Source organism: Trueperella bonasi (assembly GCF_030811535.1).
Classification (GTDB): Bacteria; Actinomycetota; Actinomycetes; order Actinomycetales; family Actinomycetaceae; genus Trueperella; species Trueperella bonasi.
Map to the genome: position 1 here is coordinate 130,547 of NZ_JAUSQX010000001.1, position 18,146 is coordinate 148,692.

The 18,146-nt window shown below is 55.9% G+C and carries 17 protein-coding genes; 5 read left to right on the forward strand and 12 right to left on the reverse strand.

Annotated elements, in window-relative coordinates; translation table 11 throughout:
• Positions 1-33: 33 nt before the first annotated feature.
• From dnaE to J2S70_RS00600, 3 genes are read right to left on the reverse strand one after another with little or no spacing between them, the layout of a single operon-like run.
• Positions 34-3,363, reverse strand: a complete 3,330-nt coding sequence (dnaE, locus tag J2S70_RS00590; RefSeq protein ID WP_307681814.1) for a DNA polymerase III subunit alpha — start codon at positions 3,361-3,363, stop codon at positions 34-36.
• A complete protein-coding gene (locus J2S70_RS00595) occupies positions 3,360-4,916 on the reverse strand; it encodes a DNA polymerase Y family protein (RefSeq protein ID WP_307681815.1) in 1,557 nt (518 codons plus the stop codon). Before J2S70_RS00595 ends, dnaE begins: the two co-directional genes overlap by 4 nt.
• Positions 4,913-5,317 (reverse strand): hypothetical protein, encoded by a 405-nt coding sequence (locus J2S70_RS00600; RefSeq protein WP_307681816.1) that lies wholly within the window; start codon positions 5,315-5,317, stop codon positions 4,913-4,915. Before J2S70_RS00600 ends, J2S70_RS00595 begins: the two co-directional genes overlap by 4 nt.
• A gap of 584 nt (positions 5,318-5,901) precedes the next feature.
• Between J2S70_RS00600 and J2S70_RS00605 the strand changes: the two genes are divergently transcribed.
• Both J2S70_RS00605 and J2S70_RS00610 read left to right on the forward strand, forming a co-directional pair.
• A complete protein-coding gene (locus J2S70_RS00605; RefSeq protein ID WP_307681817.1) occupies positions 5,902-6,333 on the forward strand; it encodes a YbhB/YbcL family Raf kinase inhibitor-like protein in 432 nt (143 codons plus the stop codon).
• 49 nt (positions 6,334-6,382) lie between these two features.
• The gene (locus J2S70_RS00610; RefSeq protein WP_307681818.1) at positions 6,383-6,859 is read left to right on the forward strand and encodes a tRNA (cytidine(34)-2'-O)-methyltransferase; all 477 of its coding nucleotides are present in this window, start codon (positions 6,383-6,385) and stop codon (positions 6,857-6,859) included.
• A gap of 13 nt (positions 6,860-6,872) precedes the next feature.
• Here J2S70_RS00610 and J2S70_RS00615 read toward each other — a convergent pair whose 3' ends face one another.
• The gene (locus tag J2S70_RS00615; protein ID WP_307681819.1) at positions 6,873-8,012 is read right to left on the reverse strand and encodes an LPXTG cell wall anchor domain-containing protein; all 1,140 of its coding nucleotides are present in this window, start codon (positions 8,010-8,012) and stop codon (positions 6,873-6,875) included.
• 176 nt (positions 8,013-8,188) lie between these two features.
• Between J2S70_RS00615 and J2S70_RS00620 the strand changes: the two genes are divergently transcribed.
• A complete protein-coding gene (locus J2S70_RS00620; protein ID WP_307681820.1) occupies positions 8,189-8,506 on the forward strand; it encodes a helix-turn-helix transcriptional regulator in 318 nt (105 codons plus the stop codon).
• On the opposite strand, the gene J2S70_RS00625 is transcribed toward J2S70_RS00620, so the two are convergent.
• The 5 genes from J2S70_RS00625 to glgA form a co-directional block, all read right to left on the reverse strand.
• The gene (locus tag J2S70_RS00625; protein WP_307681821.1) at positions 8,487-9,308 is read right to left on the reverse strand and encodes a TrmH family RNA methyltransferase; all 822 of its coding nucleotides are present in this window, start codon (positions 9,306-9,308) and stop codon (positions 8,487-8,489) included. The two genes, J2S70_RS00620 and J2S70_RS00625, sit on opposite strands and share 20 nt — an antisense overlap.
• Before the next feature lie 98 nt (positions 9,309-9,406).
• Complete coding sequence (locus J2S70_RS00630) at positions 9,407-10,579, reverse strand: SPFH domain-containing protein (RefSeq protein ID WP_307681822.1); 1,173 nt, start codon at positions 10,577-10,579, stop codon at positions 9,407-9,409.
• Positions 10,580-10,604: 25 nt separating this feature from the next.
• On the reverse strand, positions 10,605-11,060 hold the full coding sequence (locus J2S70_RS00635) for an NfeD family protein (protein WP_307681823.1): 456 nt from the start codon (positions 11,058-11,060) through the stop codon (positions 10,605-10,607).
• Positions 11,061-11,166: 106 nt separating this feature from the next.
• Complete coding sequence (locus J2S70_RS00640; protein ID WP_307681824.1) at positions 11,167-11,952, reverse strand: ABC transporter ATP-binding protein; 786 nt, start codon at positions 11,950-11,952, stop codon at positions 11,167-11,169.
• A 67-nt stretch (positions 11,953-12,019) separates the two neighbouring features.
• Complete coding sequence (glgA, locus tag J2S70_RS00645) at positions 12,020-13,240, reverse strand: glycogen synthase (protein ID WP_307681825.1); 1,221 nt, start codon at positions 13,238-13,240, stop codon at positions 12,020-12,022.
• Between the two features lie 129 nt (positions 13,241-13,369).
• Here glgA and glgC point away from each other — a divergent pair, with 129 nt between their 5' ends.
• On the forward strand, positions 13,370-14,617 hold the full coding sequence (gene glgC / locus J2S70_RS00650) for a glucose-1-phosphate adenylyltransferase (protein WP_307681826.1): 1,248 nt from the start codon (positions 13,370-13,372) through the stop codon (positions 14,615-14,617).
• Between the two features lie 84 nt (positions 14,618-14,701).
• Here the strand turns inward: glgC and J2S70_RS08790 are convergent, their stop codons facing one another.
• A complete protein-coding gene (locus tag J2S70_RS08790; RefSeq protein ID WP_407702614.1) occupies positions 14,702-14,809 on the reverse strand; it encodes a DUF2087 domain-containing protein in 108 nt (35 codons plus the stop codon).
• Positions 14,810-15,091: 282 nt separating this feature from the next.
• Here J2S70_RS08790 and serB point away from each other — a divergent pair, with 282 nt between their 5' ends.
• Positions 15,092-16,006, forward strand: coding sequence for a phosphoserine phosphatase SerB (serB, locus tag J2S70_RS00655; protein ID WP_307681827.1), 915 nt, complete (start codon positions 15,092-15,094; stop codon positions 16,004-16,006).
• Positions 16,007-16,032: 26 nt separating this feature from the next.
• Here serB and J2S70_RS00660 read toward each other — a convergent pair whose 3' ends face one another.
• Both J2S70_RS00660 and J2S70_RS00665 read right to left on the reverse strand, forming a co-directional pair.
• Positions 16,033-16,515 carry a SixA phosphatase family protein gene (locus tag J2S70_RS00660; RefSeq protein WP_307681828.1) on the reverse strand — a complete coding sequence of 161 codons (483 nt, stop codon included), beginning with the start codon at positions 16,513-16,515 and terminating at the stop codon, positions 16,033-16,035.
• 13 nt (positions 16,516-16,528) lie between these two features.
• Positions 16,529-18,145, reverse strand: coding sequence for an ABC-F family ATP-binding cassette domain-containing protein (locus J2S70_RS00665; protein WP_307681829.1), 1,617 nt, complete (start codon positions 18,143-18,145; stop codon positions 16,529-16,531).
• Position 18,146: the final 1 nt, after the last annotated feature.

The following is an 18,146-nucleotide window of genomic DNA, read 5'->3' on the forward strand; positions in this document are numbered from 1 at the left end:
TGTAGACCGTGGAATCACATTAGCGAACGCGAGCTAACGAAAGTCTCGCGACGGTATGTTGACAGCGAGATCGAGGGCTTGCGCGCCGTCGGCAATAAAATTCATAACTCCATCGGCACGCTCTACAGTCCCCCGGATAACTAGCCCTTGCGAGGTTCGTAGAACTTTGCGGTGTCGTTCCCACAGGCCAACGGAACAGACGACGTTAAGCAGGCCAGTTTCGTCCTCCAGTGAAATAAACGTTATTCCCGACGCCGTGTTGGGACGTTGCCTATGAGTGACAATTCCAGCTACCTTGGCTCGCTCCCCAGGCGTGACTGTACCAAGATTTTCAATGCTCAGTATCCCTTGATCAGTGAGGGTTTTTCGGAGGAATTCCATCGGGTGGGTTGCAATGGATATGCCGGTGGTTCGTAGTTCAGTAACATTTTCTTCAACTGGACTCATTGCCGGTAACTGTGGTGGCCGTGTACCCACATGAATACCTGGAATGCTTGGCTGGAAACATTCGCCAGCCCTCTTACCCGCATATGCCAACGCTTCAGCTGCCCAGATTCCTTCCCGCCGCGACATCCCTAAAGATTTGAGCGCTCCGGCTGCTGCAAGAATCTCCAATTCGGCCGTATCAAGACGAGCCCGATGCGCTAGATCAGCTACCGAGTTGAATTGACGATCAGCTCGGGCTGCCAAAATACGGTCGATCCCTCCTTTGAGCCCTTTAATATTGGATAGGCCAAGCCGTAGCCCACGGCACGGATCAGCACTGACCAACGGGTGGCTATTCACCTGCCGCCTAGGCGTTACTTCCACGCTGGAATGCTTGTAGGAATGGCACACGTCGACGGGCAAAATCTCCACCCCGTGCCTGCGAGCGTCGGCCACGAGCGTTTGGGGCGAATAAAATCCCATCGGTTGCGCGGCGAGAATTCCCGCATAGAAATTTTCCGGATAGTGCACCTTCAGCCAGGCGCTTGCGTAGACGAGATACGCAAAAGAAAACGAGTGCGATTCGGGAAACCCAAACTCTGCGAACGCTTCAAGCTTTGAGTAGATCTCTTCTCGGGTGGGCTCATCAATTCCTTTCGCGGCCATTCCCTCCATGAGCTGCCCGCGCAATTCACGCATTCGTTCATGGCTTCGTTTCGCGCCCATCGCTTTGCGAAGCTGATCTGCCTGCGAGGGCGTAAATCCGGCAGCATCAATCGCGATCTGCATCAGCTGTTCTTGGAAAAGCGGAACTCCCAAGGTTTTCTTCAGCGCATTTTCCAATAGCGGATGCGGATAGGTAACCTTTTCCCTGCCTCTGCGCCGATGAATGTACGGATTAACCGAGCCACCCTGAATCGGGCCGGGGCGGATGAGCGCAACTTCAACGACGATATCGTAAAACGTACGTGGGCGGATTCGCGGAAGAGTAGCCATCTGAGCGCGCGATTCAACCTGGAACACGCCGATCGTGTCCGCGGCACACAGCAGGTCATACACTCGCGGATCTTCCTGATCGATATTGTGCAAGTCAAGAGGTTGACCGTTTTCAGCTGTAATTCCGCGTTCGGTAAGCTCACTAAACGCAATCCGCAACGCGCTGAGCATGCCGAGCCCAAGTAGATCAAATTTTACGAACCCGGCCTCAGCGCAGTCGTCCTTATCCCACTGCAGGACTGTGCGCCCTTCCATGCGCCCCCAGCCGGCCGGGCACACGTCAATGACTGGCCGATCGCAGATCACCATTCCTCCGGAGTGGATCCCCAAATGCCGAGGCAGACGTTGCAAACGCGAGGCGATCTCCACAACTCGTTCCGGCACCTCCTGATCCACACCCCACCGCTGCGCGAAACTAGTGGCCTGAGCTTGAACAGCCGGCTCCGCACTCACCGACTGCGCTGTGCTGGCTGACTGCGCTGTGCTGGCTGAGTTCCTTAGACGCTGGTGTTGTTCGCGGCTGCCGTCCGGTTGGTCTTTTCGGGGCAGTCTGCGCTCAATCGACTTTGCCCACGAATCGGACTGCCCGGCGTCGTATCCGAGTGCACGGGCCGCATCCCGAATTGCCGATCTTGGCCGATAGGTAATCACATTCGCCACCTGTGCCGCGTGGTGGCGCCCGTACCGTTCGTATACGTGCTGGATCACCTCTTCGCGTCTGCCAGCTTCGATATCTATGTCAATATCCGGCGGACCGGTACGCCCAGGTGACAGGAAACGTTCAAAAAGCATCTTGTGCCGCACGGCGTCTACAGCCGTAATCCCCAGTGCAAAACAGACCGCTGAATTAGCAGCCGATCCTCTGCCCTGGCACCAGATCCCTCGATCGCGGCAAAATTCGACAATTTCATGAACGATAAGAAAGTATCCCGGAAAGCCCAACTGTTCGATTACCTGAAGCTCATGATCAATTTGAGCCCACGCCTGTGGATGTTGCGAACGGCTTCCGTAGCGGCGCTTTGCCTCCCCATACGTTACGTGACGCAACCAGCTCGCCTCTGTGTGCTCCGCGGGAGTTGGAAACAGCGGAAGCCGCGGAGCGACCAACGCAAGATCGAATGAACACTCCGCCCCAATTCGTGCGGCGTTTTCCACCGCATGCGGGTGGTCGGCGTGCAGTTGCATCATCTGAGCCCCGGACTTCACATAGGAAGGCCATGCAGGCATCCAGCCCCTATGTTCGTCCAGAGTTTGGTTTGCCCGTGTTGCGGCCAGCACGTCGGCGACGATCGAATCCTGCGGCCGGGCGCTGTGCACGTTACCCGTGGCAACGAGGTCGACCTTCGCCCACGAAGCGAGCTCGGCCAGATGCATGTTGCGTTCGCGGTCATAGGGTTGGCGGTTGTTAGTCACCTCAACTGCCACACTATCCCTGCCAAAAAGCGCGATCAGCCGATCCAGGTACGCCCGGGCCTCATCGAGTGTCCACAGCCCGGGGCTTGTTTCTAACGCGCGCCGCAGCCCGCCCTTGCGGCAGCCGGTGAGGACCTGCCAGTTCTTAGCCGCGCCAGCAAGTGATTCTAACGAATGGTGCGCCCCTCCCTTTTCTCCGGAAGCAAGCATGGCTTCGCCAATTGTATGCGAGAGCGCCCGGTATCCATCGGCGTCGCGCGCCAAAATGATCAGGTGCTCGCCGTCGGGATCTTTCTGCCCGGCACGCGGGCTACCACCGATACTCACTTCTGAACCGATCACGGTGGGCATCCCGTATCTTCGTGCCGCGCTGGCAAGCTGTACGACGCCGGGCAGGCCGTCGTGGTCGGTTAACCCAATCGCGGTGAGTTCCAGTTCTACAGCACGTTTGACCAGCTCAGCGGGCATCGAGGCCCCGTCGAGGAAGCTGTATGCGGAATGCACGTGAAGTTCGGCGTAGGGAATCATTCGTAGATCCCTGCCATCCACCATTGGCGATCTTCCCGGTAGATAAGATAGCCGCGCTTATCGCATACGAGTTCTAGCCATGCCTTGCGTTCCTGTGTTTGCGGGTTCCACCAGCCCACCGCCTGCAACCACGGACCCGCGAGGGAGTCTATGCGCTCTGCTCGTCCTTCAATTTTGAGCTCGAAAGGAGTGGGGTTATCGCACTGTTCTTGGCAGTAGAACGTACCCAGAGCGCTCACAAGGCACTCGTGCCCGTGAGCATCGCACAAAGTAATTTTTTCCGGTTTTGCTTTGACGAGGTTCGGCCACGGGCTGGGTATCGTTCCGGGCCAGGGAGCATCGCGATGTTCCGGCAACGTTGAGGCCGCGTCCCATAGCCGAGTGGAGTGGGCTTCAAGTGGATGGCGCCCACCCACTCGCTCAGGTACGAGCACCGACTTATCCCCCAGCAGGCTCTGAATTCGGCTTACCGCCCGCACGGCGGCTTCCCGGTTCGCGCGCTCACTTCCCCACAGGGTTCCTTGGGCCAGCCCAGCCTGTGCAATCGCTTTCGCAACGACGACGATGCGTTCGATTCCCGATTCTGGCCCCTCGCCGTCGGATATCCACGCACTTAGCTGCCATCGCACACGATCGGTAATATCTTTGGCGCTTGCGACGTCGAGTGCCCATTTGCGTTCGCGTTGCTTGCCAGATTCGCTACGAGTTTGAATGGAAATTTCGCGGGCAATGACTCCGCGCTGGGTTAGATAGCTCGAAAGCTCTTCTGCCATTTCACGTGCAAGAAAAGTAGCTTGGTCAAGGTTGGTAAGCGGCGGGTCCAAGGCCCGTTCAACGGTAAGTTCCTGAAGGGGGTAGCTTTCACCGGCCTGATCAAGATCTCCGCCGTTTATCAAGGTGATTACGTGTTTGCCAATGTCGCCAAACCGGGTGACCAGTGCTTGAGCATCCAAAGATCGCAAGTCCCCAATACGGCGTATCCCCAAGTCTTCCATGGCATTAATGAAAGCCCGCACACGTGCCCGTGCTTGCGATGAAAATGCAATATATTCAAGTGCGGCAACGGGGTGTGCGTCCAAAAACGGGCGCGCATTGCGCACGTGTGTTCCTTGACGTGCGGCGAGTACGCTCGTCAAGAGCCCTTCGCCAAAGCCGACACGAGCTTCGAGCCCAGTACGTTGCGTGATATCTCCGATGAGATTATCGGCAAGGGCGCTCACGCTGCCTGCAGTTCTTAGCGGGCCACGTGCGAGAAAAGTGATGAGGCCCGGTTCAAGCACACTGAGGTAGGCTATGTGTTCTTCACACGCGCGCACGACTCGTTCAAAATATTGCACGTCACGTGTACCATCATGGCGAACAAGAACAAGGTGCGGAACTAGTGCCTGAGCCTGCCGCCTCCTCATTCCTGTTCGGACACCTTCACGGTAAGCAAGCCCATTGACGGCAATGATTCGCTGTTCGTGCACGGCAATGGGAACATGGGCCTCAACCTGTCCACTGAGCAGAGCCGCGACCACCGGCCAATCGGGAATCCAGACAGTTCCCCTCATGACGGAATCCGATCGGGCACGGCATTGAGATACGGGGTTACCGACCTGCCAACGTTCCCATGCGCGTCATGCAGTGGCTCGAGAGCCCGCGCCGTTCGGCTGCCGTGATAGCGGATATATGACTGACCATGTTGGCTTGAGACGAGGTAATCCACCGATTTAATGTGGCCAGCTCCACCGTTGAGCCCACTCAGCGCCAGAAGTTCACAATCCACAGTAAATGTGGCGTTCGGCCAGTTCATTGCGAGGATAAGTGCACCTTTACTGATGGCACGCCGGTGCAGCACACGCCGTTCGCGCGCATCAAGGCGAACGTTGCCAACGATCACAATGTCGAAACCATCGATTGCAGCGCTTATAACTTGCGAAGCCTGAACTTCGATTCGTGGTACATGTACCACGCGGGCTCCCACCACTCCTAGGCTTTCCGCGCATGCCCATCCCACATCTGGTACTCCAAGAAAAGCGATCCATGCATTGTGTTCTGAGGCGATGCTTGCAAGAACCGTGATGAAGAAGTGCGATCCTCGAATGCTTAGTACCCCGCGTCGAGGGATCCCCGCCGGTAGTGTGCCTTGAAGATAGGCGGGAACATTGTAATGGTCGGAACTTAGCTCCCCACTCACACCAGTATGGGGGTTTGCTCTTGCACCGGTGTGAGGCATCGTTCGCACAATGTTCAGGCCCGCTTTTTGTTCGGCCTCCTCAAGTGTTTTTCGCGCAATTGCTAACCTGTCCACACCCACCTCCTTTCGAACGCGTGTTCGATTTACATCTTAGAAGTGGGCTCCGACAAAAACTACCTCGCATTTCACCAACGGCTCATTTACGACGCGTCTTCAGGCACTCACAAGAGTTTGCGATGTGCGTCACATAGGATGGAGCTATGAATCTAAATAGACCTATCGCACCAGATCCTTACTCGCTACTTCCAGAGGTTCCCTCCTTCAAACTCGTAAGCTCTTCACTCACAGAGGGAGGGACGATGCCAGATAAGCATCTTGGCTTTAAAGACAACGTCTCTCCAGCCCTCGAGTGGAGTGGATTTCCGGAAGAAACTCAGAGCTTCGTCGTTACCTGTTTCGATCCTGATGCACCAACCCCTTCGGGATATTGGCACTGGACTGTCGTTGATCTTGACGCCGGCACAACTTCGCTCGAGGAAGGCGCTGGTAAATCCGATCTATTTCTGCCCGGGGCCGCTGCTCACGTGCGAAACGATGCTAACGAGGTTTCGTACTATGGCGCCGCTCCGCCGGAGGGCGATCACCCGCATCGCTACATTTTCGTTGTTCACGCGCTCGATGTTCCATCCTTGGACTTGGATGTGGAAAACACGACGCCGACAGCCGCGGCCTTTAACACCGTGTTCCACACTCTGGCTCGAGCAACGCTGACTGTGACGTACCAGCGCTAGCACGAGCACAATTGGTATCAGTCGAGCACCCGCGCGCTACACTGTGCGGGTGCTCGATTTTGTTTTTCATGAACCGAAAATTCCTGGGAACACCGGGAACGCGATCCGCCTCGCGGCGTGTACGGGTGCGCGTCTGCACCTGATTGAACCACTGGCGTTCAATTTTGACGACGCTCATCTCAAGCGTGCCGGCTTGGATTACCACGACCTTGCCGATCTAATAATTCATAGCTCGTGGGATGCGGCCAAGGAGTACTTTGGGCCCGATCGTCGGATTTTCGCGTTCACCGGGCACAGCACACATTCCTATGCTGACGAATGTTATTTCGTCGATGACGTCTTACTGTTTGGCACCGAACCTACCGGATTGCCGGATTCGGTACTTAGCGATCCTCGAATCACGAAAAAGCTACGCATTCCAATGCTGCCCGGTAGGCGATCCTTGAATCTGGCAAATGCAGCTTCAATCGCGGTGTACGAAGCTTGGCGTCAATTTAATTTCTCGCATTCAGCCGAAATCTCCTGATATAGCGGCTCAATCAGCTCATCCTCACTCTCCATCGCAAGGAACCGCCCAAGCCGATAAGGCCAACTGCAATGAGCACTCCTGCAACCGATCTATGCCCCGTATTCGGCAGCTCCCGCACTGACTCGGCATTCCTGATGACGGGCGCGGGTTCCGGCTCTGGCGCGGGTTCAGGCTCTGGCGTAGCTTCCGGTTCCGGTTCAGGCGCGGGTTCCGGCTCTGGCGCGGGTTCAGGCTCTGGCGTAGCTTCCGGTTCCGGTTCAGGCGCGGGTTCCGGCTCTGGCGCAGGCTCCGGCTCCGGCTCCGGTTCAGGCGTCGACTCCGGCGCCTGAACCACCTGCTTGATGACGCCACGGACACCTCGCAAATGCATGTCTTGGGCAACCGCATGGTGGCCCGTTCTAAATGAGTGCCCCGGTATTTCCTTATACTCCACCTGAAGACTAACGCTCCCGAGATTTTCTGCTTCAATTGCGAAATCTTGGGCCTCTAACAGGGTGTGGCCGGTCATGATACCGGTGCCAGAATCAGCAAAAACTGCGCCGTCAAGCGAAGCTTGAAATGGCACCCCCTCAATTGCATCGCCTTTCTGGCCGCGAATAACAAAACCCGAAAGGAGGTTATCGTTTATGGAGATCGCATCAGCCGTATGCGGGCCCGCAATAGCCTGGGCTTCTTCAAGCACTAGGCGTGCCTGGTCTCGCCAGTGAGCGTTGGAGGTTTGGTCCCACCCTCGAGAATCTTCAGTGAGTTCATAGATCGCCAAACTGAAGGCTTCGGGGTCGATACCGGCCATGGACTGCGAGCCCCACAGATCCAAGACCGCAGCGAGAACTCCGGTATTTTCCTGCGATACCGTCGTATCCCAACCGTGTTCGGAGGGCTTGACACGATAAGATTCGCCTGCGACCGTCGTCGTGATCGTTTCAAACGACGACGTTTCCAAGCCGGTCTGGTAACTGAAATTAAGCTGAGTGTCACCGGTACATAGGGCTATCGGTTCAGTTTCCGATCGAAGTGCGCCGAAGCGGCTTTCCGCGGTTGCGACTCGTTGCCAACGAGAATCTTCGGCGAAAGCGCCTGGTAAAAACTGTACGAAAATTATAGTTAAAGCCAAAGTGAATAGAACATAATGGCGAACTGTCAAACGCATGTGCGCTCCTTTCATCGCATCAATCTTGACTCCCGTGTTTCCTCCACTGCTTTCGTTATCCCCGATCACGAATCCGCCAATAACGTTTCAAAATTTGTGGAAAAGTTTTCACATTGGTTCTGCACACCGTGTATACCCTGCCGACTTCGGAGGGGTATACACGGAAGCTCAATATCGTGAATCGATACTCTCCAGCCGAACGTGCCCTAGCCTCAACTTTCGCGAAAACACTTATCGCCAAACGAAAAGAGCTGGGGCTGACTCAAGAGCAGGTAGCTTTGAGCGCAGACATGGACCGAAACCACTATCAGCTCATGGAACACGCGCGTTCAGACCGTAAAACTAACAGTCCAACCAACCCGCGTCTGTCAACACTCATCAAACTCGCCAAGGTTTTCGACTGTTCGGTTCAGGACTTACTCGAAGCAGCCCTCGAGGAATACAAGACAGTTGAAGCGCACACTGCCACGGACATCACGTCTCGGGACCTTTGAGTGCCCATGCCGCTACTGCACTCGCGGCGGCGACGTTCAGCGAATCAACGCCGTCAGCCATGGGAATGGTAACCACCTGATCAGCAGTGGATATAGTTTGCTGTGCCAAACCATCTCCTTCCGCCCCGAGAACCAGCGCAACTTTACCTTCCCTGACAGCGCGCAGATTCGCAAACTCCTCCAGAGATACTGCATTTTCTTCTAACGCGAGGGCCGCTGTGATCCATCCTGAGTTGCGGAGCAAGGAAATTGAACGCGGCCAATCATCTATGCGTGTCCACGGTATTTGAAATACCGTCCCCATCGAGACCTTTATCGAGCGCCGATAAAGCGGATCAGCGCACCCATCAGTAACGAGAATCGCGTCCACGCCAAGGGCGGCCGCAGAACGGAAAATCGCTCCAACGTTTGTGTGGTCAACTAAATTCTCTAGGATGAAAATTCGCCGCGCTTCATCAATCCTTTCGAGAAATTCGCGGCCCTCCACAAGTTGTGGCCGCTGCATAGAAGCAATTGCCCCGCGATGGACACGAAATCCGGTGAGCTTCTCCAAACGATCTTCGTCAAGCACAAATAACGGCACATCATCGGTAAAGAGCGGTGCAAATGTTGGAACCCAGCGCGGTGTTAAGACCACGGCCCTCGGACGATGGCCTGCCTCAAGCGCGCGGCGGATAACCTTTTCCCCTTCCGCCAGATACAAGCCGCGCTCGGTGTCTAACTTCTTTCGTAGAGCAACATCGGTCAACCGAAAAAAGTCGTCGAGCCTAGGATCCTCGAGCGCATCTATATCAACAATCACGGCTATACTCTGCCAGATGCTCTATCTGAGCGCACGCTGCGTGTTCGAAAAGATGGTGGCCCAAGGACAAATCCTTGGGCCACCATTTCGTCAACGGTTTAGTTACTTGGCTTATTCGGATCGAGAGGATCGAAGGGTTCCGACGGACCGAGTGGATCGGCCTTATTCGGATCCTGACCTGCCGACTGTCGCGGATCAAAAGGCTTACCGGAGTGCGTGCCCGACTCTTCAGCCTCGGACGATGCTCGGTTAGCTTCGCCGCGCGCACTGGCAAGGGCTTCATCGACGTCTGGCAAACTTGTGCCCGCCAAGGAGTCGGCAAGACTTTCATCTAAACCTTCGAGATCAACTTCGATCCGTTCGTTAGAGGTCAGATCGGCGCCGTCTCTGCTCTTTCCTGTGAATCCAGCCGTGACAGCGTCGAGCGCGGCGGTCAGCTCGGTCGGAACAATCCAGAGCTTGGACGATTGTGAATCTGCAATCTGTGGCAGAACCTTCAGGTACTCGTAGCTCAGCAGCTTCGGATCGGCATTGCCACGGTGAATAGCGTCGAAGACCTGCAAAATTGCGCGTGACTCACCCTGAGCCTCGAGGATTTTTGCCTGGGCAGAGCCTTCAGCACGCAAAATTGAGGACTGTTTCTCACCCTCTGCCGTCAAAATAGCTGACTGCTTGACACCCTCAGCCGTGAGAATAGCTGCGCGGCGATCACGCTCTGCACGCATCTGCTGTTCCATGGCGGACTGCACTGTTGCCGGCGGATCAATCGCCTTAAGTTCGACGCGAGAGACACGAATGCCCCAACGTCCGGTTGCTTCATCGAGCACACCGCGAAGTTGGCCGTTAATCTGATCGCGGCCGGTGAGCGCCTGCTCCATGTCCATCGATCCGATGATGTTACGCAAGGTAGTCACTGCTAGCTGTTCGATAGCTGACATCGGATCGGCGATTTCGTATGTTGCCGCCTCGGGCTGAGTCACCTGGTAGTAAATAACGGTATCGATATTGACCACGATATTGTCCGAGGTAATCACGGGTTGCGGCGGGAAAGGAACAACCTGTTCACGCATATCAATACGCTGACGTACCGAATCAAAGAATGGGATAAGGAAGTGCAAGCCAGGACGAAGCGTCTTGTTGTACTTACCGAGCCGTTCAATGATGACGGTGAAACCTTGGTGTACCTGAATAACGGACTTCGCGATAGCAACGATTACTAATATCGCTAGAATCGCGAGGAACACGAGAAAGACCGTGCTGGCACCTTCCATTGGATCCTACTTTCTTTGTTGGGATTTAATAGTGCGGGTGGTATTGAGCTTGTTGAGCATGGAATGGCTGAACGACGGCCCTAGCGCCTTCGACGTGTTGTACAACAACTGTGGTGCCCTCCGCGATGGCGGGCCCATACGTTTTGGCACTCCACACATCGCCGCCGATCTTGACTCTGCCGGCTTTGGTATCGATATCAGTCAGCGCGTGCCCCACCTGGCCCGCCATAGCATAGACATTGGACTCTCCCTTCGAAGAGTCATTGACGTGTCTGCGTGCCCACGGCCGAATAAACGCCACGCCAAGCAGGGATATCACCGAAAACACGATAATTTGCAGGAACAGGTTGTCCGGAGCAATCGCTGATGTGATTGCAGCGCCAATGGTTCCACCGGCAAACATCATAAAGAGGAAATCCACGGTTAGTGTTTCAGCAATCAACAGGACGAGCGTGATAATCGCCCATATTCCCCATGCCATCTATACCCCTAGAGTCGGTTATTGTGTAATACCAGTGTACCTGCTCACGGCAACCCGTTCATCAGACCGCAGGTTGAACTGTTCCAAATAAGCGACGCGCAACCGGCTACCTGGCTGCTCGCGCTGAGTACCGGCCATCGTCCAAGGACACCTTAACCTCGACGCCGAAAACTTCGGAAAGAATCTCGCAAGTCATCACCTTGTCAAGTTCGCCTTCGGCGGCTACCTTACCGTTCTTCAGCAAGAGTCCATGCGTAAATCCCTCAGGTATGTCTTCAACGTGGTGGGTAACAAGGACCATCACCGGTGCGTACTTAGCGTGGGCGAGGTCTGACAGCGACGCGAGCAGGTTTTCGCGCCCACCCATATCCAAGCCGGAGGCAGGTTCGTCAAGGATGAGTATTTCCGGATCCGGCATCAGCGCACGTGCGATCCCAACACGCTTGCGCTCTCCGGATGAAAGGGTCCCCCAGCGCCGATCCTTAAGATCACCAACATCCAGTACCGCAAGGAGCTCTAGCGCGCGTTCGTCGTCGAGAGCATCGTATTCTTCCCGCCATTTGCCAACGACGCCGTAAGCTCCCGTTCGCACGACGTCCAGCACACGTTCGCGGTCATGAATACGCTCGTCGAGAGCCGATGATGCCAAGCCGACAAGCGGGTGCAACTCTGAAACATCAACTTCGCCGAGTGTCTCGCCAATAATTGACACCGCGCCCTCGGTCGGATGGAGCCTTCCAGACACGAGCCGAATCAGCGTCGTCTTTCCAGCACCGTTCGGGCCTAAGATCACCCAGCGTTGCCCCTCATCAACGGACCAGTCAACACCGTCGAGAATATTTTTTTCACCTCGACGCACAACTGCGTTTCTAACCTCTAAAACGTCACCCATAACCCAAGCCTAATTCGAAAGTGGGCCGGCGGCTAGACAAGCGCGCCGGCCCACTGTTACCAGAGATCTAATTACCTAAAATGTCGTTATAGAACTCCATTGTCTTCACGGCAATGGACTCCCACGAGAAGTGCTCCTCGGCTCGCTTGCGCCCCGCTTTGCCCATCTTCTTTGCACGCTCGGGATCGGCAACCATCTCAGCGAGAGCCTCGCCTAGATCCTTTTCGAACTTATCCGGATCCAGCGGCGTACCAGTGCCGTCCTGCTTCTGCTCGATCGGAACAAGTGTTCCCGTCACACCGTGGTCAATGCAATCAGGAATTCCGCCCGTTGCCGTTCCGACGACGGGTAGGCCAACAGCCATCGCTTCAAGGTTGACGATGCCGAGCGGCTCGTACACCGACGGGGTGACGAACGTCGTCGAGCACGACTCAAGTGCGACGATCTTGTCATGCGGAAGATGCTCGTCAATCCACACTACGCCGTCGCGATCTTTTTGCAGATCGGCGACAAGCTCGCGGGTTTCCTCGAGAATCTCCGGTGTGTCAGGAGCGCCAGCACACAGGATCACCTGCACTTCTTCAGGCACGTACTGCAGTGCGCGCAGCAGGCCAGGCACACCCTTTTGCCGCGTAATGCGCCCGACGAAAATAATCGTAGGCTTGTCAGGATCCAGACCGTAGGAGCGGAAATATTCGCGTGCCGTTTCCCATTCCTCTTCAGTTTGCGGTGCTTTCCAGTCATCGAGATCGATGCCATTGTGAATAACTCGCACCTTGTCTGGGTCCACGTTCGGATAGGAACGCAGGATATCGTCGCGCATGCCGTTCGATACGGCAACGATTCCGTCCGCTGCTTCGTAGGCTGTCTTTTCGATCCACGAAGACACTTCGTATCCGCCACCCAGCTGTTCACGCTTCCACGGGCGCAGTGGCTCAAGCGAATGTGCCGAAATCACATGCGGGATACCGTACAACATCTTCGAGATATGACCCGCCATGTTCGCATACCAAGTATGGGAATGAACGATGTCTGCGTCGCCGGTTTTATCGGCCATCTGGAGGTCGACGCCCAGGGTTTTCAACGTAGCGTTTGCGTCGGCCAGCTCGGCAACCTCATCGTAGCCATGAACCGTAATGCCATCGCCGTCACCCTCGCGCGGGCCGTCAAATGCATGCACGTGAACTTCTGCGTGAGCCTTGAGGACCTTAGCTAATTCGGTGACGTGAACACCAGCACCACCGTAAATATGTGGCGGAAATTCGCGGGTGAGTAGATCAACTCTCATCTGTCTTCCTTTCTAATCCAAACGGGAAATCGAACTGTCACGATTGTTTTCTCTCTAAGCCTATCTTGGAAGATGATCTATTTTGTGAATTGCGCCAAATTTACTTCCGGTCGTACTAGAGTGGCGGGTATGAGATCTAAACCACGTGTACTTGCCATTGTCCTTGCCGGAGGCGAAGGAAAGCGCCTCATGCCCCTCACTAAGGATCGCGCCAAGCCGGCTGTTCCTTTTGGAGGCACTTACCGGCTCATCGATTTCGTCTTGTCCAACATTGTGAACTCGGGATATTTGAAGACTGTGGTACTCACCCAGTACAAGTCCCATTCACTTGATCGCCACATCTCCAAGACGTGGCGTATGTCCTCGTTGCTCGGCAACTACGTCGCGCCAGTTCCGGCCCAGCAGCGCATGGGCAAGGAATGGTTCTCCGGTTCGGCTGATGCGGTGTTCCAGTCACTGAATACCATTGAAGATGAGCGCCCAGACATCGTGTTGATTACCGGCGCGGATAACATCTACCGGATGGATTTCTCCCAGATGGTCGAGCAGCACATCGAAGAGGGTGTGGGCATGACGGTCTCGGGTATCCGCCAGCCGATTGAGCTTTCTACCTCGTTTGGCGTGATCGACACCGATCCCGAAAACCCGAAGAAAGTTCGTCAGTTCCTCGAAAAGCCAGCTGAAGTTGACGGCTTGCCTGACTCCCCGAGTGAGATCCTCGCGTCAATGGGCAATTACGTCGTTTCCACCGATGTGCTAATTGAGGCTTTGCATCAGGATGCTGACAACCCGGATTCTAATCACGACATGGGTGGAGACCTCGTCCCCATGTTCGTTGAGAACAACGACTTGGGCGTGTACGACTTCACGTTCAACGAGGTTCCGGGTGCTACCGAGCGCGATCGTAACTACTGGCGCGACGTCGGTACGATCGACATGTTCCACGAGGCCAACATGGACTTGATCTCGGTGAACCCGATCTTCAATCTCTACAACGACAAGTGGCCGCTCTACACCGGATACACCGGCTTGCCGCCCGCAAAGTTCGTCTACGGCCATCGCGAACGCCTCGGTCACGCGCTCGATTCGATTATCTCCCCCGGCGTCATCGTCTCCGGTGGTGAAGTGATCGGCTCGGTGCTCTCGCCACACGTCCGCGTCAATTCGTGGTCGTCCGTGCGCGATTCCGTCTTGTTCGACGGCGTGAACGTCGGGCGTAATGCCACCGTCGTGGGCGCAATCCTCGACAAGAACGTACAGGTAGAAGAAGGAGCTCAGATCGGTATTGACCACGAACACGACCGGGCACGAGGCTTCCACGTCTCGGACGGCGGCATCGTGGTTGTTCCCAAGGGTGTAACGGTTCGTCAGCACTGAGATATTTCGAAGCTGAAATATTCCGCAAGTGTGGGGGCCGACTTAAAAGTCAGCCCCCACACTCACGCTTGGCCGCTAAACTCTCTAGCAGGGTGCCAAAGTAAGCCTGTACACACGCCCGTCACTGCTCCGCTCGAGAATATCCGCATCCACGCAAGCTCGCCGGACCGTCGCTGCATCCGCGACGAGCATTGACAGCGACAGTTGATTTCCGTCTCAGTCAGCGTTTTCTTCGGTGCGATCCGCTCGTAAACGGTTCGCACTATCTTTAGCTCTCAACGGTCCGTGGACTTCCCAGCTGTTCTACAATTTGCGTGCGTAATTTCGGATTTACTAAGGCCGCTACGATCAAACGTGCACGCTTGATCGCCGAAACGCTGGAAGTAGGCAGATTCATGACTCAGTCCTTCCGGTCGGATGTTCCAGCATAAGCAAGTGTCAACAACACAAGATAACGCCAACTAGACTGAAGCTATGAAAGCCCGCTTTTCCGTAGTTTCTCCACGTCCCATTCCCGGACCTCTCATTGCCCACGTGCGGCAAACAATCGCCGCCGTCGATCCGCACGCCGTTGAGCGGGGTGTCAAGACCGTTGACCTTGATGCGCTCACTTGGCTCTTCGACGTACATGAAAGCCGCTTAAGTATGTGGAAAGGCTCGCGCGAGCTGTTTACCGAAGAACTACGCGGGCCGGCAACCGCGCTCGCGGTCGACTCTGCTTTGATCACCGGCAAAATGGCCGAAGGCGGCCCGGCAGCGATAGTCACCGACGTCGACTCAACATTCATCACCTCCGAAGTGATCGAGATGCTCGCAGCACGCGCGGGTGTCGAAGAGCAGGTGCGGGAAATCACCGAAGCCGCGATGCGTGGCGAACTCGAGTTCGCACAATCTTTGGGCCAACGTGTTGGGACTCTTGCGGGCATACCGACCACGGTTTTTGATGACGTCTTCGCTGAGATCCAGCTGACCGATGGCGCACAGCGGCTCGTGGACGCGGTCCACGAGCGTGGCGGAAGATTCTGCCTGGTATCGGGTGGGTTCACCGAGATCGTGGAGAAGATCGCGCAGCGAAGCGGTATAGATCGCTTCACCGCGAACGGCCTTGAAGTCAGCGACGGCGCGCTGACTGGGCGCACGTACGGTACGGTAATCGACGGCGGAGAAAAAGTCGCCGCGATCCGCCGCTGGGAACAGGAATGGGAAATGGATTCCCAGCAGGTGCTCTGCGCGGGTGACGGCGCCAACGACCTACCGATGATGGCCCACTGCGGCCTCGGCGTCGCCTTTATGGCAAAGCCGATCGTCCTGGAAAACGCAGACTGTGCTATCAACTTCCCGCGTTTAGACGCGATTGCCGCGCTAGTTGGCTGGGATATCGAAAACTAGAGCGGTGCCGGGCCAACAAGCTTTGTTCAGGGCGCGGTCACGAAGTGGTGGAGTTCCATTGCGCCAAGCGGCAAGTTTTCCCAGTCGCCCTCAAACTTGAATACGGCTGCGGCAGCAGTCGGGAAACCGCTTTCAAAGCGGGCCTCGCCTTTGCCGTCCCATAGCTCAAGAGCAACGGCGGACATGGTTGGCTCGTGTGCAACAACCATCACGATATCGCCCGACCCTTTGGCTCGCAGAATATCCAGCACATCATCACCGGCGCACAGGTACAACCCCGGCTCGATCAGCACATCATCTGCGTGCAAGCCACCTTCTTGAAGGGACGCAAGCGTTTCCTGAGTCCGCTTAGCGTCGGAAACGAAAAGCTGATCAATCGTTCCAACGATTTTGGTTACTCGTTGGCCTACGTGAGTTGCCTGAGATTTTCCATGATCGCTTAAGAGGCGTTGGTGGTCGGGAGAACCTTCAGCGGCTTGGGCGTGTCGCATAATAACAAGTGTTTTCATGCCACAAGTGTACCTAGGCGAGTGTGATCAGGTCGGCGTAATCGTCAGACCACAGATCTTCATCGCCATCGGGTAGCAGCAGCACGCGATCTGGGTTAAGCGCCTTCACTGCGCCCTCATCGTGCGTCACCAGCACGACAGCACCTTCATACGTGTGCAAAGCTTCGAGGATCTTTTCGCGAGAAGCTGGGTCAAGATTATTTGTCGGCTCATCTAACAACAGGACGTTTGCGGCGGAGGCCACAATAGTTGCAAGCGCAAGGCGCGTTTTTTCGCCACCCGAAAGTACAGATGCTGGTTTATCCGCATCGTCGCCAGAAAATAGGAAAGACCCGAGCACGTTACGGACGTCAGTGTCATCGAATTCCTCCGGCGCGGCCCTGCGCATATTTTCGTAGACCGTAGCAGATTGGTCGATGAACTCGTGTTCCTGCGCGTAATAGCCCAACTTGAGGCCGTGGCCGGGTTTGATCTTTCCGGCATCTGGGGTTTCCACACCCGAAAGCAGCCGCAGTAAGGTCGTCTTGCCCGCGCCGTTCAATCCGAGAATAACGACTCGTGAGCCGCGGTCAATAGCCAAATCCACTCCCGCAAAAACCTCAAGCGAACCGTAAGATTTGGTCAGCCCTTCGGCCATGAGTGGTGTCTTGCCGCAGGGCGCTGGGTAAGGGAATCGAAGATTGGCCACCTTTTCCTCGGCGCGTTCGGCGTCGAGCTCCGCGAGCATTCGCTCAGCGCGCTTATCCATATTCTGCGCAGCCACGGCTTTCGTTGCTTTGTAACGCATCTTATCGGCCTGAGCCCGCAGAGCCGCGGCCTTTTTCTCAGCATTTTGGCGTTCGCGGCGGCGCCGCCGCTCATCTGCCTCCCGTTGGGTCACATAGTTATCCCAGCCCATGGCATACACGTCTAGAGTGGATCGGTTCGCGTCCAAGTACCACACGGTATTGACCGTTTCTCGGAGTAGCTCAACCGCGTGCGACACAATTACATAGCCGCCCGAATACGTGGTGAGCCAATCGCGCAGCCATACAATCGAATCGTGATCCAAGTGATTTGTCGGCTCATCGAGGAGCAACGTCTGCGCACCAGAGAATAAAACTCTCGCAAGCTCAACACGCCGACGTTGGCCACCGGACAAAGTTTCTAGCGGCTGATCGAGTACGCGATCAGGTAGGCCGAGTGCCGCAGTAATCCTTGCCGCTTCAGAGTTGGCTGCCCATCCCCCTGCGGCCGTAAATTCCGCATCTAGCCGGGCGTAGCGTTCGATTGCCTTTTGTTGGCGCGGCCCATCAAAATTTGACATCTCGTATTCGGCTCGTCTGATACGTTTCAACATGGATTCGATACCGCGCGCTGAGAGAATCCGTTCGCGGGCGATTTGCGAGGTGTCCCCCACACGCGTGTCTTGCGGGAGGTAGCCGATCTCGCCTCGGCGGTGAATTGTGCCCTGCCGCTCAACCACGTCGGAATTGGCACTCTCCCCAGCAAGAAGACGAAGAAGCGTGGTTTTTCCCGCACCATTGCGCCCAACGAGCCCAATGTGCTTACCTTTATCGACCGCTAGGTTGATCTTATTCAACAGGACGCGCTGGCCGATGCGCATGTGGAGATCTTGAGCGTGAATCACG